This window comes from Desulfosoma profundi (assembly GCF_055387865.1).
Genome location: NZ_AP042420.1, coordinates 1,000,223 through 1,015,324, shown reverse-complemented (window position 1 = coordinate 1,015,324; position 15,102 = coordinate 1,000,223). Strand labels below are relative to the sequence as shown.

At 57.5% G+C, this 15,102-nt stretch carries 11 protein-coding genes; 5 read left to right on the top strand and 6 right to left on the bottom strand.

The genetic code is table 11. The annotated features are described in order from the left end of the window. Nucleotides 1-115 precede the first annotated feature (115 nt). The 4 genes from ACZ5K9_RS04530 (at nucleotide 116) to cimA (ending at nucleotide 7,725) form a co-directional block, all read left to right on the top strand. On the top strand, nucleotides 116-3,781 hold the full coding sequence (locus ACZ5K9_RS04530) for an NAD(P)H-dependent oxidoreductase subunit E (RefSeq protein WP_464273230.1): 3,666 nt from the start codon (nucleotides 116-118) through the stop codon (nucleotides 3,779-3,781). Between the two features lie 493 nt (nucleotides 3,782-4,274). Continuing rightward, nucleotides 4,275-4,841, top strand: coding sequence for a GAF domain-containing protein (locus ACZ5K9_RS04525; RefSeq protein WP_464273229.1), 567 nt, complete (start codon nucleotides 4,275-4,277; stop codon nucleotides 4,839-4,841). Nucleotides 4,842-5,008: 167 nt separating this feature from the next. Further along, entirely contained in the window at nucleotides 5,009-6,058 is a 1,050-nt protein-coding gene (locus ACZ5K9_RS04520) for an HD-GYP domain-containing protein (RefSeq protein WP_464273228.1), read from the top strand. 65 nt (nucleotides 6,059-6,123) lie between these two features. Further along, nucleotides 6,124-7,725, top strand: coding sequence for a citramalate synthase (gene cimA, locus ACZ5K9_RS04515; protein ID WP_464273227.1), 1,602 nt, complete (start codon nucleotides 6,124-6,126; stop codon nucleotides 7,723-7,725). A gap of 371 nt (nucleotides 7,726-8,096) precedes the next feature. On the opposite strand, the gene ACZ5K9_RS04510 is transcribed toward cimA, so the two are convergent. Both ACZ5K9_RS04510 and ACZ5K9_RS04505 read right to left on the bottom strand, forming a co-directional pair. Then, complete coding sequence (locus ACZ5K9_RS04510; RefSeq protein ID WP_464273226.1) at nucleotides 8,097-9,470, bottom strand: DUF711 family protein; 1,374 nt, start codon at nucleotides 9,468-9,470, stop codon at nucleotides 8,097-8,099. 48 nt (nucleotides 9,471-9,518) lie between these two features. After that, nucleotides 9,519-10,076 (bottom strand): glycine cleavage system transcriptional repressor, encoded by a 558-nt coding sequence (locus ACZ5K9_RS04505; RefSeq protein ID WP_464273225.1) that lies wholly within the window; start codon nucleotides 10,074-10,076, stop codon nucleotides 9,519-9,521. A gap of 235 nt (nucleotides 10,077-10,311) precedes the next feature. Here ACZ5K9_RS04505 and ACZ5K9_RS04500 point away from each other — a divergent pair, with 235 nt between their 5' ends. Then, complete coding sequence (locus ACZ5K9_RS04500) at nucleotides 10,312-11,832, top strand: B12-binding domain-containing radical SAM protein (RefSeq protein WP_464273224.1); 1,521 nt, start codon at nucleotides 10,312-10,314, stop codon at nucleotides 11,830-11,832. A gap of 107 nt (nucleotides 11,833-11,939) precedes the next feature. On the opposite strand, the gene tsaE is transcribed toward ACZ5K9_RS04500, so the two are convergent. From tsaE to ACZ5K9_RS04480, 4 genes are read right to left on the bottom strand one after another with little or no spacing between them, the layout of a single operon-like run. Next, entirely contained in the window at nucleotides 11,940-12,416 is a 477-nt protein-coding gene (tsaE, locus tag ACZ5K9_RS04495; RefSeq protein WP_464273223.1) for a tRNA (adenosine(37)-N6)-threonylcarbamoyltransferase complex ATPase subunit type 1 TsaE, read from the bottom strand. Continuing rightward, complete coding sequence (locus tag ACZ5K9_RS04490) at nucleotides 12,413-13,966, bottom strand: NAD(P)H-hydrate dehydratase (protein WP_464273222.1); 1,554 nt, start codon at nucleotides 13,964-13,966, stop codon at nucleotides 12,413-12,415. The genes tsaE and ACZ5K9_RS04490 overlap by 4 nt, the downstream gene beginning before the upstream one ends. After that, nucleotides 13,963-14,385, bottom strand: coding sequence for a holo-ACP synthase (acpS, locus tag ACZ5K9_RS04485; protein WP_464273221.1), 423 nt, complete (start codon nucleotides 14,383-14,385; stop codon nucleotides 13,963-13,965). Before acpS ends, ACZ5K9_RS04490 begins: the two co-directional genes overlap by 4 nt. Continuing rightward, nucleotides 14,385-15,101: a pyridoxine 5'-phosphate synthase gene (locus ACZ5K9_RS04480; RefSeq protein WP_464273220.1), complete on the bottom strand. Its 717-nt coding sequence runs from the start codon at nucleotides 15,099-15,101 to the stop codon at nucleotides 14,385-14,387. Before ACZ5K9_RS04480 ends, acpS begins: the two co-directional genes overlap by 1 nt. Nucleotide 15,102: the final 1 nt, after the last annotated feature.

The window sequence follows — 15,102 nt, the reverse complement described above, 5'->3', positions numbered from 1 at the left end:
AAATTGTTCGATCCCCGGGGCGGACGGGGTTGCCGGGGGGGCCGGAAGGCGTGCGATCGAGAGGTGAGGGATTCATCCCGCTTCTGAGCGAAATTTTGCCAATGGAGTTGGTATCATGAACAGTTATCAGCCTTTGGATCCCGACATGAGCTGTCGTCCTTCGTGGTGGTTGGCCCGCCTGCGTTCGGGCATGGCCAATCCGGGACCGATACGAGATACCCGGATTCCGAAAGAGATGCGGCCTTTGGCGGCGGTGGTGAGTGTGCTGCGGGCAGGACTGGACGAGCTCCGGATGCTTTTAGGGGGCGTACCTGACGATCTTCACGATTTTCTTATGGATCTGCAAGACCAGGCCGAGGGGCCGTGGGGGCCTGATCCCGATCATCATTTCGTCCGTTTGGTTCGGGAAGCCCTGGGGCGTAGTGACTGGCGTGAAAAAGACATCATTGACATGATTCTCAGCTATCTTTTGGCCTTAGGACCTGGACTCCCGGAACAGGCACGGAGCGCGCTGGAGCGCTTTCAGCGGGCGTCGGCCCCAGCCGAGGGACGGGCGTCCGCCCTTGTGGACGGCCTGATCAGCGAAGCGCGAGGCCGACTCGGGGGACTTCAATGGGTTCGACAACTGAGCTCCGAGCGGGATCCGTGCGATGGACCTTTGGGTCTCCAATCGCTTCGATGGCTTCGGGAAACTTTTGCCGTAATGACAGGTTGCGCCCGTGAACTCCCGACACGATCCGATGACGACCTGGTTCGCATGAGCGGGGCGGAGCTGTGGAAGGATATGCAGGAGGCCATGACAAAGGCATGGGGGAGACAGGGACGGACTTTTCCCGTGAAGGATGTGGAGAAGGCGTCACTTTACCTTATGGAAGATCTCCGAGCGAAAGACCCGAATCATCCATACTTCATCCGTTTCCTGATCGAAGACGATACGGCCTATCGACGTCTTCTGAGGACCTGCTATGCCGATGAAAAAGTACAGCGTGATTGTCTGGACCAAGAGTGTGATCGTTTCAATCGGCTTCCGGAACATGCCGCCCATCGTGTCGCGTATGCAGCCGAGGAAAAAACATGGTGGCTCAAAGCTTTCTTCTTCAGGCCCGATGTGGTCCAGTGTTTTGCGGAACGCGAAAAAGTCAAAGAAATTTACCATGTCCTTAAGGGGCTGGATTCAAAAGCCCATCTGCCCCGGGTGCTTCACGAGGTCCAGGGGCTCTTCGGGTATGTGACCCCGGAAGCCTGCCAAAACATCATCCACCAGCTGGGCTTGGATCCCGAGGACGTGCTGCGTGTGATTGCTTCATATAAGCAATACAGCGCGGATCCTTCTGGAGACATCATCGTTTACGTCTGTAAAGGAACGGCGTGTTTCCTCAGAGGGCAGCCGGAGCTCTCACGCCGCCTCACGATGGAAATCGGGGCGGAAGTGGAGGCTGTTGGGCGATACGGCGTCCAGTACGTGGAGATGGATTGTTTCGGGGTGTGCCATTTGGCCCCGGTGGTGCGTGCCGGCCATCGTTTTTATGGAAAGCAGAACCCTGAAGATATTCCACGGCTTGTAAGCCGTCTCATCCAAGGTCCTGACTACGACAACCGTCAGATTTTCGTTTCCCGCCTCCTGGAAAAGATGCTCGCCGAGACGACGAGCGAGCCCGTGGATGCGCTCACTGTGGACGTTCTCGGGGTCTTTCCCAGAAACGGGAACGGCGCGGTGTGGCATGAGGCTGCGTGGGACGATTCTCCCAGAGGCGGCTCGGTGATTTTGGACGCCGATGGGATGGTTGCCGTGCAAGGACCTGAAGGGGCCAGGCGCATCCTAGGACGTTTTATCCCTCGCGTTTTGCCCTTCGTGACCCAAGATGTCGATGGATGCGAACGCTTTGGCGCGGTGATTCTCGACGAAAACGGGCGGCTGGCCCATGGTCTGGGCGTGCCGGATTTAACGGACGAAACATTTTGTACGGGTGTCATCCGTCCAAAGGCCCATGTGGCGGACGGGAACGTGGTGCTCGTCTCGTTTGATCACATGGTGGTCCTTGGCCCGTATACGGATCGGGTGCTCGTGGTTGAGACCCCGGAAAACTATTTCTGCATCGTGATGAAACAAAACGGCTCCAAGATTCCCCCCGCCGATGAAGAGCGAACCTCAAGGGAGACAGCCTCCGGAGAGGAAGCTGCGTTTCGATCCGCTCAAGATCGAGTCGTTTTGGGTTTCGCCGCCGCCGGGGATCCGACACGGATGGCCTCCTACCGGGCTGCGGGGGGGTATGAGTCGGTTTTTCGCGTCCTCGGATTTCGGGGAGAGCCCCGCTGGAGTCCGGAAAAGATCATCGCGGAAGTGCGTGACGCCCGGCTTCGCGGACGGGGTGGGGCAGGGTTTCCTACCGGACGGAAATGGGAAGCCATGCACAAGGCCGTGTGTCGGATCGAACCCGAAGACGGCAATCAGGATCCGGTTAAATTGATCGTGGCCAATGGTGACGAAGGGGATCCCGGGGCTTTCATGGATCGGACCCTCATCGAGGAAAAGCCTCATCAGGTGCTGGAGGGGATGATCTTGGCCGCCATTGCCGTCAACGCCCGTTATGGGGTGATTTACGTGCGGAAGGAGTATGAAGACGCGGTGCGGAGCCTGGAGGACGCGTTGTTTGAGGCCCGACGGTGCGGCTTCTTGGGGCGCGACATTTTCGGCGTGCGGGGATTGGACTTCGATATCGAGATCCGCTTAGGGGCCGGTGCCTTCGTGGCCGGGGAAAAGCGCGCCATTATGCGAGCCATTGAAGGGAAGCCCGCGGAGCCGACCATCCGAGCCCCGTCCAACACGGTGCGGGGCCTTTGGGGCAAACCTACACTGCTCAATAACGTGGAAACCTTTGCCAATGTGCCGGTGATCATCCATCGGGGGAGTTCGTGGTACGCTCGTTTGGGCACTTCCCGAAGCGGGGGGACAAAAATCTTCTCCGTGGCCGGAATCGTCCGGAAAACAGGCCTCGTGGAGGTTCGGTTCGGCAAGACTTTAGGCGATATCATCGAAATCTGCGGCGGGATACAGGACGGCAAAAGGCTTTCCGGAGTGCAGATCGGCGGACCGTCGGGGGCGATCCTGTCGTTGACCGGAGCTCGTGCATATTTACTTCAGACGCCGCTGGATTTCGATTCATTTAACGACGCGGGGGCCATGTTGGGATCCGGCGGTTTGGTCTTTATCGGTGAAGACGACGATGTCGTGCGGCTGGCGCGCCATTTTACGGATTGGCTCGCGGAAGAGTCCTGCGGCCAATGCCCCGCGTGTTTTCGAGGGACGCGGGCGCTGGGCCGGATTTTGGACAAGATCCTGGCAGGACAGGGCACAGCAGCCGATATCCATGAATTGTGGGCTCTGAGTGACGTGGTGCGAGCCGGGAGTCAGTGCGGCCTCGGCACAACGGCCGCCAACCCGGTCACCAGCGCGCTGCGGTTTTTCCCGGCGGCGTTTTTCCATTATTTGCTTCAAAATGCGGAAATGGGGCCGCGACAGGTCTTTGAGTCTTTGGAGGCTCTGAGGCTGCTCACACGCCACGAAATCGTCCGCGTAACGGGAGTGCGCAGGCATGTGGAAGGGACGGCATTCACGCTTAGACGTCATTTAGTTCGATTCCTGGTGGAGGAGACGGAAAAGATCGACCAGTACCGACAGGCATCGCTGCGGATGACTGACCGGTTGCTGCGACTGCTCGGGCTGCCTCGCTACGAGGTGGGGCAGAGAGAAGTGCTCATGGAGTGGCGCGATGTGGCCTGAGGGGGCTTTGGATAAAGTGAGGCACAGGACGAAGAGACCAGCCCGACGAGTTTCCCATGGCTCCTGCGGGGGCTGAAGGAACGATCCGCCCCCCGGGTGTGGAGAGCACGGACCTCAACGGTCCGTACCGGCAGGGGGCAAAGGACGCATCGGGAGGACATGAACCCGGAGGATGCGAAAAGCGAAAAACAGTGTGCGTGACGACTTCAGGAATGTTGTCCTCAGCCGTACCATCTCCAAAGAGACGGCGTCCTTGCGTATGGTTCCGCCGAAGGGCCGATGCTTCGGTGGGATCGCCTTTCCACGGTGCCGCAAAGGTGCCTGGAGGCTATGGGTCCCGCGGGAGATGTTCTTTCATGACAGAGGAAAGATCGCATGGCATAAGAAAAGCCAGACCTCGTTGATCAGGTCAAGGCCAAATCGGTGTCGCGTAGGGACGGAACATCACTCAAAGCTCTTCGGCCGAATGTCTTGAAGCAAACAGGGGGGGCCAATGACGAAAGAAAAGACGTATTTCGAAGCCTTTCGAGAAATGGTGCAGGTGGTAAGCGGCTCCTTGGACGTGCAACACGTCCTCAACGCCATGGTGCAGACCATTCCGAAAGTGTTGGGGGCCAAAGCGTGTGCGGTCCGGCTTTTGGATCCCAAAGGCAGAACTTTGGAATTGGCGGCCAGTCACGGGCTGAGTGACGCCTATATTCACAAGGGACCCGTGGACGCCGACCAAAGTTTGGCGGACTCTCTCCAAGGCCACACCGTTGTGATCCATGATGCGGCCACCGATCCTCGAGCCCAGTACGGGGAAGCGGCGCAAAAAGAGGGGATTGTGGGCATATGTTCCGTCCCGCTTAAAGTCAAAGGCCGCGTCATCGGGGTTCTGAGGATTTACACGGGCGCGCCGACGACGTTTCACGAAGAAGATCTCGCGTTTGTAGAGGCGTTGGGGGAACTGGGAGGCATCGCCATAGAAAACGCCCGCATGTACGAGCGACTTAAGAAGGACTACGAAGAGGTGATGAGCGACGTTTTTCGTTTTGTGGGGTATCGAAGGAGTCTGTGATCGGGAACCCGGCATGGGCTCGAAAATCCTAGTTCAATGGTCTGCTAAAGGTTCAATATGACAAAAAAATTTAAAGCGTTTCCGTGAGTCTGCCGATAAGAACCTCAGTGGATGATCATGCCTGCCGGGAGGCGGCAGTCGCCGGGGGGGAAGGGAGGTCGGCGGATATGACACACACGGTGGCCGTTGCTGACAAAGGATTCGGTGCCCTGGATTTTCGAAACGCAAAAAGGCAAACCCTGGACGGGTCGGTCAGAGTCGAAGATCTGGGCTATATGCCGTTTCCGGTGAAATTCTTGGTGCCGGATTTCATGGTGCCGTGCGACCTTTTCATCCCTGTCATGGCGAAAGGCGAAGATCTGCCCACCTTCGTCAATGTCTTGGATCAGGGTCAGTTTTTCTCCGAGGATTGGAACGCCACCCTTAAAGAGCAACGCATCGATATTCTCTACGCCGAAGAGCATGCCGTACTCGGACTGGACGAGTACTTCCAGGAGGTGCTGGAAGCCTTTACCGACGATCCGGCAACCCCATCCTGGCAGAAAGCACAGGTCTTTTACAATTATGGGGAATTTATCGCGCGGCGCCTTTTTCGGGATGTTTCCGATGGAGAGCTGGTGGACAAGGCGGCTCAGTGGGCCGCTTCCGTCCACCGGTTTGCCCATGAGGACAAGGCGAGAATCTCGGTCATCTACCGTGTGTTCAAGGACCACTACGAAACATTCACTCACAGCCTTCAAGTCTCCTTGATGGCCATGGCCTTTTGCGGGTATTTGCACTGGCGTTCCGATGATGTGATCCACATGGGTGTGGCCGGCCTTTACCATGATATCGGCAAAGTGTGGGTGGATGAACGCATCCTTCTCAAACCCGGATCGTTGACCCGACAAGAGTTTGCTCATATCCTGCGGCATCCTCAAGCCGCCTACGACCACTTGGCATCCATGCAGTGGATGAACGCCGACCAGCTGGCGGCGGTCCGTGAGCATCACGAGTCCATGGATGGCACGGGGTATCCCCAAGGCCTCAAGGGATCGGAGATCCACCCGTTCGCCCGGGTGTTGCATATCTGCGACTGCTTCGACGCCCTGACCAGTCATCGCCCCTATAAGAAAGCCGTGACCCCCTTCAAAGCCCTCAAGCTCATGGAAACCGAGATGAGGCTTTCTTTTGATCGACACCTTCTGTATAAGTTCATCCAATTTCTCGGTTCGTAGAGCGAGCCGATCCGAAAAAACTGGCCAAAAATCGAGATCAGATTCCTTGAGCATTGAGGTGCACAATGCCCCCAAGACAGGTTTTTTTGTACGACACCACACTGAGGGACGGGACCCAAGCGGAGGATTTCAATTTGTCGTTGACCGACAAGATCCGCGTGGCCTTGAAATTGGACGATTTGGGCATCCACTATATCGAAGGGGGATGGCCGGGTTCCAATCCCAAAGACGAGGAGTTCTTTGCCGAAATTCGTAACTACCAACTCAAGCGGGCGAAGATTGCCGCCTTTGGGTCGACGCATCACCCGTCGAAAAAGGCCGAGCACGACGCGAACCTCCAAGCGTTGATCAGCGCCAAGACCCCTGTGGTCACCATTTTCGGCAAGAGCTGGACGGTGCACGTGAAAGAGGCCTTAAAGACCACTCTTAAAAAAAACCTTGAGATCATCCGAGACAGTCTGGCGTTTTTAAGACCCCATGTGCCCACTCTTTTTTATGACGCAGAGCACTTTTTTGACGGCTTTCGTGACGACCCGGAGTATGCCCTGGCGACCCTGGAGAAAGCGGTGGAGGGAGGGGCGGAATGCCTGGTTTTGTGCGACACTAACGGCGGGAACCTGCCGTCGTTCATCCAAGAGGCCATCAGGGCAGTCCAAGGGCGTTTCCCGGATATCCCGCTCGGCATCCACACTCACAACGATTCGGAACTCGCAGTGGCCAACTCTCTTGCGGCGGTGGAGATGGGGGTCGTTCAAGTGCAAGGGACCTTCAACGGTGTGGGTGAGCGGTGCGGTAATGCGAATCTGTGTTCCATCATCCCGGCATTATGCCTGAAAATGAACATTCCATGCCTGGCGATGGAAGATCTCAAAAAGCTCCGCCAAGTCAGTCGCTTTATTCTGGAAATCGCCAATGTGCCGCCCAATCGATATCAGCCTTATGTGGGCCGCAGCGCTTTCGCCCATAAAGGGGGAGTGCACATCAGCGCCGTAGAACGGCATCCTGCGACCTACGAACACATTGACCCGGAATTGGTGGGCAATAAGCGGCGATTCCTGATCTCAGACTTGTCAGGGCGTGCGGGCGTCAAGAGGAAATCCGCGGAATTCGGAATCCCTCTGGACCCCAATGACCCTGTGGCCCTTGAGGTCCTCAACCAGATCAAGGAGTTGGAACACCAAGGCTATCAATTCGAAGCCGCCGAGGCGAGTTTTGAACTGCTCATCAATCGGGCTATGGGACGATTCAAGAAGTACTTTGAACTCATCGGCTATCGGGTGGTCGATCAAAAGCTGAGCGAAGATGGGGAGCCTGTTTCGGAGGCGACCATCCGGGTGCGGGTTGGCGGGCAGGAGGAACACACGGCGGCTTTGGGCCAAGGGCCTGTGAACGCTTTGGATAATGCGCTGCGGAAGGCTCTGGAGAAATTCTATCCCGAACTCAAAGGAATGGAGCTGACCGATTACAGAGTTCGCGTGCTTCCCGGCAAGGAGGGAACGGCGGCCAAGGTGCGAGTGTTGATAGAGTCCCACGACGGCAAGGAGCATTGGGGCACCGTGGGCGTTTCTCACGACATCTTGGAGGCCAGTTGGCAGGCCTTGGTGGACAGCATCAATTACAAGATGTACATGGGCGAAAAGGCTCGGGAAAAAAGACCTTCTTCTTGAGTTTGAGATTTTCTCTTTCAGGACGGAATCTGCCGGGCTCCAGGCGCGGAAAGCCCGCATTTTCCCAGGTGTTTTCCTTGGGAAAAAGCTTGACGTCGCAAGGCTCATTTTTCCCGGCAGCGGGATGGTTCTGTGGCCCATCCCCCAGGAAGTGAGGCCGGCTCGGGCTCCATCGGCCTGAGGGCATGCTGGATCTCTAGCTTGCGGGAACGGGTGGATGCGGGTTTCTCAGGACAGCGAGGGGCCCGGCTTTCCGAAAGATCGGGGGGCAGCCCCCTCTGCCGGGGTGACCCTCGTGGTCCCAGATCCTTGGCCACTAAGCCCTGCAAGGTCATGGCCACGATTTTGGGGTGCAGACTCTCTGGGCCTCTTCAGTTGTTTAAGCTTTGGACAGGTGCGGGGATCCGGCCGCCGAGGCGGATGAATTCGCTGGAAAGCTCCCCATTGGGCACGGGGATGATCGTCGCTTGCCCCAAAAGCCCCCCGAAATAAGCTTTATCCCCGGCTTTTTTTCCCGGCACGGGGATGAGCCGAGCTGCTGTGGTCTTTCGGTTGATGACCCCGATAGCCATTTCGTCGGCGATAATAGCCGCAAGGGTTTCTGCGGACGTGTCTCCCGGAAGGGCGACCATATCCAAGCCTACGGAGCACACGCTGGTCATGGCTTCCAGTTTTTCTAAAGTGAGATGGCCTTTACGCGCCGCCTCCGAGATGTTGAGATCCTCACTCACGGGAATGAAAGCTCCGCTTAATCCGCCCACGTAGCTGCTGGCGAAAGCCCCTCCCTTTTTCACCGCATCATTGAGCATGGCCAATAGGGCCGTCGATCCCGGGACTCCAATGCTCCCCAAGCCCAGACTCTGGAAAATCTCTCCCACGCTGTCTCCGACGTTGGGCGTTGGTGCGAGGCTCAAATCCACCACGCCGAAAGGAATGCCCAGTCTTCGAGCGACCTCGCGACCGATGAGTTCGCCCACGCTGGTCACTTTAAAGGCCGTGCGTTTGATAACTTCGGCGAGCTGGCCTAAGTCCAGAGTGGGGTTGGATCGGCGTGCCCGGTCGATGGCTTTTCTCACCACGCCGGGACCGCTGACACCCACGTTGATTACGGACTCCGGTTCGCCGACCCCCAAATAGGCCCCTGCCATAAAGGGAATGTCTTGGGGGATGTTGGCAAACACGCAGAGTTTGGCGCACCCGATTCCGTCTGCGTGAGCGGTCGCTGCAGCCGTGCGCTTAATGACATGGCCCATCATGTAGACCGCGTCCATGTTAATGCCGGCCTTGGTGCCCGCCACGTTCACGGAGGCGCACACACGCTGGGTTTGGGAAAGGGCTTCCGGGATGGCATCGATGAGGCTGACATCACCGTTGGTAAAACCTTTTTCCACGAGGGCACTGAAGCCGCCGATGAAGTCCACGCCGACGGTCTGGGCGGCTTCATCCAGCGTTTGGGCCACCTTCACCAAGTCCTCCCGCCCGAAGCATGCGCCCACAACGGCGATGGGGCTGACGGCGACGCGCTTGTTGACAACGGGTATGCCGTATTTGTCTCCCACATCGTCGCAGACAGAAACCAAGTTGTGGGCGAGACGCACGATTTTTTGTCGAACCTTTTGACAAAAGGTGGGCATGTGGGGATCAGCGCAGTCGTAGAGGCTCACGCCCAGTGTTACCGTGCGGACATCCAGATGTTCGCTGCGAAGCATTTCCAAGGTGGAAAGAATTTCACGGTCTGAAAGCATGGTCGAAACAGTCTCCTCGATGGTTCCCGGGTGTTTTTGAAAACGACGTCAGATCCGATGAATGGCCTCAAAAATGTCCCTATGTTGCAGACTCAAGTCCAAGCCGAGGTCCTCCGCTCTTTGACGAAGCGCTTTCCGAAAAGCCTGCTGGTCAATGTGCAAAGGAATGTCCACTTCGTAGATCATCACGTTACGGCGAGGATCGGACCCTCCCCTGAAAGCCGCTCTCAAGTTGGTGATATTCACCCCGAAGCGGGCCATGACCTCCGTAATGCCGGCCACCAAGCCCAATCGGTCGGGTCCGATGGTGGTGATCACGAAGGGTTGGCTCGGTGGAGCCTCATACCGTTCAGCCTCCTCAACCGGCTTAAGGAGGACCGACAGTTTCAGGGGGTTGAGGTGTTCGACAAGCTTCTTTTCCAGGGTCTCCATAGATAATTCTTCGGGCAAGGATGCAATGAAGACCCCGGCGAATTCCGACTGAAGGATGGTTTGGCTGACATCTTCGATATTGCATCGGCTTTCCGACAAAACTTTGGAAACGGCGGCAACGATTCCCGGTCTGTCGGTGCCGAGAACGGAAATGACGACCTTAGTGGCAGGCATGGCCACGACCTCCTGTTCTGAAGACTTGGTCTTGATGACGGTCGCACGCTAGCGTGAGTGTCTTGGGAAGTCAATGCTGCGTCGCGGATGGGAGCCCTCGCGGTGTCGATACCAAATTGTCACTCGACTTTCCCCACGGTTTGTTGTTAAAGATTTCATTAAACGAAAATTGGATGCCCTGCATGCACTTGTGCCCCTTTTCCAGAAAACACCCGACCTTTCAAGGAGAAGTCCCATGAAAGTCCTTTTGGTTTACCCGGAAGTCGCCGAAACGTTTTGGAGTTTCCGGCATGCCCTCCGGATTGTGCGTCGAAAGGCGGCTTTTCCACCTTTGGGCCTGCTTACGGTGGCCGCCCTTTTGCCCCGGCACTGGCAGAAAAAAGTTGTGGATATGAACACGCGCCCTCTGGAGGACAAGGACATCCTCTGGGCCGATTATGTCTTCGTCAGCGCCATGATTGCTCAGCGACGGTCCACCAAGGAAGTGGTTCACCGGTGCTCCCAACTGGGAATTCCCGTGGTGGGTGGAGGGCCTCTTTTTTACGGCTACGCCGAGGATTTTCCGGAAGTGCCCCACATGGTGATCGGTGAGGGAGAAGCGATCGTTGCCGAACTGGCCGCCGATTTGGAACGTGGGCAGGCCCGTCGCGTCTATCGCACGGACGAACATCCGGAGTTGGACAAAACCCCGCTGCCGCTGTGGGACCTCATCCGGCTCAAAGATTACGCGAGCATGAGCGTCCAGTATTCGCGAGGGTGCCCGTTCAATTGCGAATTTTGCGACATCATCGTGCTCAACGGTAGAAGACCCCGCACCAAATCCTCAGAGCAGATGATTGACGAGCTGGAGGCGCTTTATGCCCGGAAATGGCGCGGCTCGGTCTTCATCGTGGACGACAACTTCATTGGCAACAAGAATCGCGTCAAAAGTGTGCTGGAGGCGGTGATCCGTTGGCAGGAGCGTCGTGGGTGGAAATTTAGCTTTTACACGGAAGCCTCCGTCGATCTGGCGGAAGACCAAGAGCTCATGGAGCTGATGGTCCGGGCGGGCTTCAACAAGGTTTTTTTGGGGCTGGAGACACCGGCTCCAGAAAGTTTGAGAGAATGCGATAAGAGGCAAAACCTGCGCCGACCACTGGAAGAGTCGGTTCGGATCATCCAACAGAACGGACTCGCCGTTATGGGTGGATTCATCATCGGTTTTGACAACGATCCGCCGGATATTTTTCAGAAGCAGGTCCACTTTGTCCAGTCCACCGGTGTGGTCACCGCCATGATCGGACTCTTAACGGCCGTTCCCGAAACCCGGTTGTATAAAAGGTTAGAGCGGGAAGGGCGCCTCCTGTTCAAGCCCAGTGGGGACAACACCAGTATTGAAGGCACCCTGAACTTCATTCCGAAAATGGACAGACAAAAGATCGTCGACGGCTATCGTTGGGTGATGGACACCATTTATTCCCCACACATGTACTACGAGAGAATCAAAGCGTTTTTGCAAAACTATCAGCCTCGGGCCAAAGCCGCTTTGGAGAAAAACGATATCTTCACCTTCCTGCGGTCTTTGTGGTATTTGGGCATCCGAGATACCAAAGCGTCTCGTTCCTGTTTTTGGAAGCTTCTTAAGGAGACTCTGGTGCATTACCGATCCAGCCTTGCCGATGTGGTGACGGTGTTGGTGTACGGCTATCATTTCCGGAAGCTTTTTCATTCGGGGATGTTCACGGGCGGGAATGAGCTGCCCGACGGGCGATCATAAGCCGAGCGCCGGCCGGGTTCGTGCTTTTTGTGAAGGACTTTGCACGTTCTTTTCGATTGCGTGAACGAGAAGGGGGCGGATAAAGGAGGTTATCCCGTCCCCAGAGCTCAGATCGGCAGGACAAGATCGGAAAAACGACGCCGGAGATCATCGGTGTGAGGGATGATCCTCAGGCGACGCGAGGTCGGGCCGAGGATCTCCAAAAAGATATCCAGTCGTGCCGTGGGCAATAGCCCTCCCAAACGTTCCGGCCATTCCACCACGGCGACGCCGTCGCCGAAAAGAGCTTCTCTCCAGGGCAGCGTTTCCATTTCATCGGGATCGCTGATGCGGTAGCAGTCGAGATGATAGAGGCGCAGGCGACCCTCGTATTCGTTGATGAGGGTGAAAGTGGGACTGGTGACCGCCGTGTCGGGAGGGACACCCAATCCCCGGGCGATCCCTTGGGTCAGCAGTGTCTTCCCGGCGCCCAGTTCTCCCCATAAAGCCACGATGTCTCCCGCGACCAGCCGCTTGCCTATGGTCTCCCCGAGAGCCGAAGAGACTTCCGGGGATGAGGATTCCATCCCGACACTGACGTTCATGCCTGTTCCAGCGCCCCAATGACGAAGGGTATTTCGTTCAAGATGTCGGAGGCCAAAAGGCCTCGGGTGGTCCTGCCGTGGCAGACCTTTTCTGCCGCTTTCCCGTGGATGTAAACACCGAGGCACGCCGCCTGGAAAGGTTCCATCCCTTGGGCCAGAAAGCCGGCGATCATTCCGGTCAGGACGTCTCCCATGCCCCCCGAAGCCATGGCGGGCGTCCCGGATCCGTTGATGGCCGACCTCCCGTCGGGGGCAGCGATGACGGTGCGGTGGCCTTTGAGAACGACAATAACGCCGTGTTCCTGACTGAATGCCTGAGCTGCCCGGAGTCGATCCGCTTCCACTTCCGCCACGGTGCAGCGCATGAGACGGGCCATTTCTCCAGGATGTGGGGTGAGAATGACCGGGACCTTCGCCTGGCGAAGGGATTCGGGCGTGTCGGCGAGGATCGTCAGCGCGTCGGCATCCAACACTAAAGGGCACGGGGAGAGGGCCGTGAGTTTCAGAAGCAGTTGGCGGGTTTCCGGGTGTAACGAAATTCCTGGACCTACGGCAAAAGCATCCTTTCCATTCAGGAAGTTCAAAATCTCGGGCTCGGCTGCGGCGGCGACGCTCTGTTCCGGCGTTTCCGCAACGGGCAAGGTCATGGCTTCCGTCAGTTTGACCTCCAGAATGGGGTTTAAGGACCGGGGGATGAACAACGTCACCAGTCCCGCTCCGACCCGGGCAGCTCCCAATGACGCCAGTGATGCGGCCCCGGTCTTCCCTACAGAGCCCGAAAGAATGCACACATGCCCTGCCCGTCCCTTATGGGTTGCTGGAGGGCGGGGCTGGAGCCATAGACGGCAGACGTCCTCGTCGAGCCACCATCGCTTCACGCCGGACGATTCAATGACACTGGGGGGGATCCCAATGTCCACCACGTGAAGTGTGCCGACGAGAGCCTCCCCTTGGGCAATTCTCTGGCCGACTTTGGGCAAACCGAATGTGGCCGTTGCCGTCGCTCGAATGGCCGCCCCGAGGACTTTCCCCGTAGTGGCGTCTAGCCCCGAAGGCAGGTCCACGGCGAGGACCGTCTTTCCCAACGCGTTCACGGCTTCGATGATGTCTCGGTACAGTCCCTGCACGGGGCTGCTCAGCCCGGTTCCCAAGATGGCGTCGACGATAACCTCAGCTTCGCGAATTATGGCAAATTGGGATGAAAAATCCTCGTTTTCGTCCCAATGGGTGGGCCTCAAGCCGATATTTTCCAGAATGCGGTAATTGATCCATGCATCGCCCCGGAGGCGATCCGCCGGGCGCAGACACACAACCCGAACGGGAGTTCCCCGGCTGTGGAGCACGCGTGCGATCACGAACCCATCCCCGGCGTTGTTGCCGGTGCTGGCGAGGATGACCACGCGCCGAGCGGTCAGATCGGGGATCAAGCGTTGAAAAAAGTCCAGAGCGCCCCGCGCCGCGTTTTCCATGAGAACCACACCGGGGATACCGATTTCTTCGATGGTGCGCCGATCGAGCTCGGCCATCTCTTGGGCGGTGACAAGTATCATGGCTCTCCTCTTCGACCATGAAAACCGCGAGAAGAATCCTCAGTTTCCAGAACCACCACGGCCGCACCGTAGCAGCCGTCGTCGGTGAGACTCACGTGCCAACGATGCACCCCGAGTTCATGAAGAAACCCTTGCGCCCTTGGCGAAAGAAAAACGGAGGGCTTCCCCAGAGAATCACTTCGGATTTCCATGTCTTTCCAGAAAAGGGGGGAGCGGACGCCGGTACCCACCGCCTTGGCGAAAGCCTCTTTGGCGGCGAAACGTATGGCGTAGCAGGCTGCCCGGTTCTTTCTTTTCCGGCAGTCTTGCTGCTCGCTGTCGGTGAACACCCTGCTAAGGAACTTCTCCCCCCATCGAGCTATGTCCGCCTCGACGCGATCGATCCGGACCAAGTCGATCCCGATGCCGTAGATGCCCATCACCCGTTCACCAAGGCGATCATTTCCCTCACGGCCCGTTCCATCCCCACCAAGACGGCTCGGGCGACAATGGCGTGACCGATGCTGAATTCTTCGATTTCCTTGATCACTCGAAGCCACAAAATATTGCGGTAATCCACACCGTGTCCCGCGTGGACCAGAAGACCGATTTTTGCCGCAAGCTTGGCCGCATCCTGAACGCGTTCGAATTCTTCCTGCCGTTTGGCGTAAGTCTTGGCTTCCGCAAAGGATCCCGTGTGGATCTCCACGCAGTCCGCGTCAATTTTCGCGGCCGTCTTAATGTGTTTCGGGTCGGGATTGACAAAAAGGCTGACGGAAATGCCCCCTTCGTGGAGCCGCTTTATGGTGTCGGCAAGAGCATCCTCGTAAAGAATCACATCCAGGCCGCCTTCGGTCGTCAGTTCCTGTCGTTTTTCCGGGACCAGCGTGACGAGATCCGGCTTGATCCGCAACGCGATATCGATCATTTCCTGCGTGGCGGCCATTTCCAGATTCAGACGAGTTTTTACGGTGCTGCGCAAGACTTCCACATCCCGGTCCTGGATGTGGCGTCGGTCTTCTCGAAGGTGGACGACAATGCCCTGAGCGCCGGCCAATTCCGCCAGTGCGGCGGCCACCACCGGATCGGGCTCCGATGCCAAACGAGCTTGGCGGACCGTTGCCACATGGTCCACATTCACGGCCACCCGCGCCACG

What these genes read in the sequence shown, in the direction of transcription:
- ACZ5K9_RS04530 (WP_464273230.1), top strand. Translation starts at nt 116, where the DNA reads ATGAACAGTTATCAGCCTTTGGATCCCGACATGAGCTGTCGTCCTTCG.
- ACZ5K9_RS04525 (WP_464273229.1), top strand. Translation starts at nt 4,275, where the DNA reads ATGACGAAAGAAAAGACGTATTTCGAAGCCTTTCGAGAAATGGTGCAG.
- ACZ5K9_RS04520 (WP_464273228.1), top strand. Translation starts at nt 5,009, where the DNA reads ATGACACACACGGTGGCCGTTGCTGACAAAGGATTCGGTGCCCTGGAT.
- cimA (WP_464273227.1), top strand. Translation starts at nt 6,124, where the DNA reads ATGCCCCCAAGACAGGTTTTTTTGTACGACACCACACTGAGGGACGGG.
- ACZ5K9_RS04510 (WP_464273226.1), bottom strand. Translation starts at nt 9,470, where the DNA reads ATGCTTTCAGACCGTGAAATTCTTTCCACCTTGGAAATGCTTCGCAGC.
- ACZ5K9_RS04505 (WP_464273225.1), bottom strand. Translation starts at nt 10,076, where the DNA reads ATGCCTGCCACTAAGGTCGTCATTTCCGTTCTCGGCACCGACAGACCG.
- ACZ5K9_RS04500 (WP_464273224.1), top strand. Translation starts at nt 10,312, where the DNA reads ATGAAAGTCCTTTTGGTTTACCCGGAAGTCGCCGAAACGTTTTGGAGT.
- tsaE (WP_464273223.1), bottom strand. Translation starts at nt 12,416, where the DNA reads ATGAACGTCAGTGTCGGGATGGAATCCTCATCCCCGGAAGTCTCTTCG.
- ACZ5K9_RS04490 (WP_464273222.1), bottom strand. Translation starts at nt 13,966, where the DNA reads ATGATACTTGTCACCGCCCAAGAGATGGCCGAGCTCGATCGGCGCACC.
- acpS (WP_464273221.1), bottom strand. Translation starts at nt 14,385, where the DNA reads ATGGGCATCTACGGCATCGGGATCGACTTGGTCCGGATCGATCGCGTC.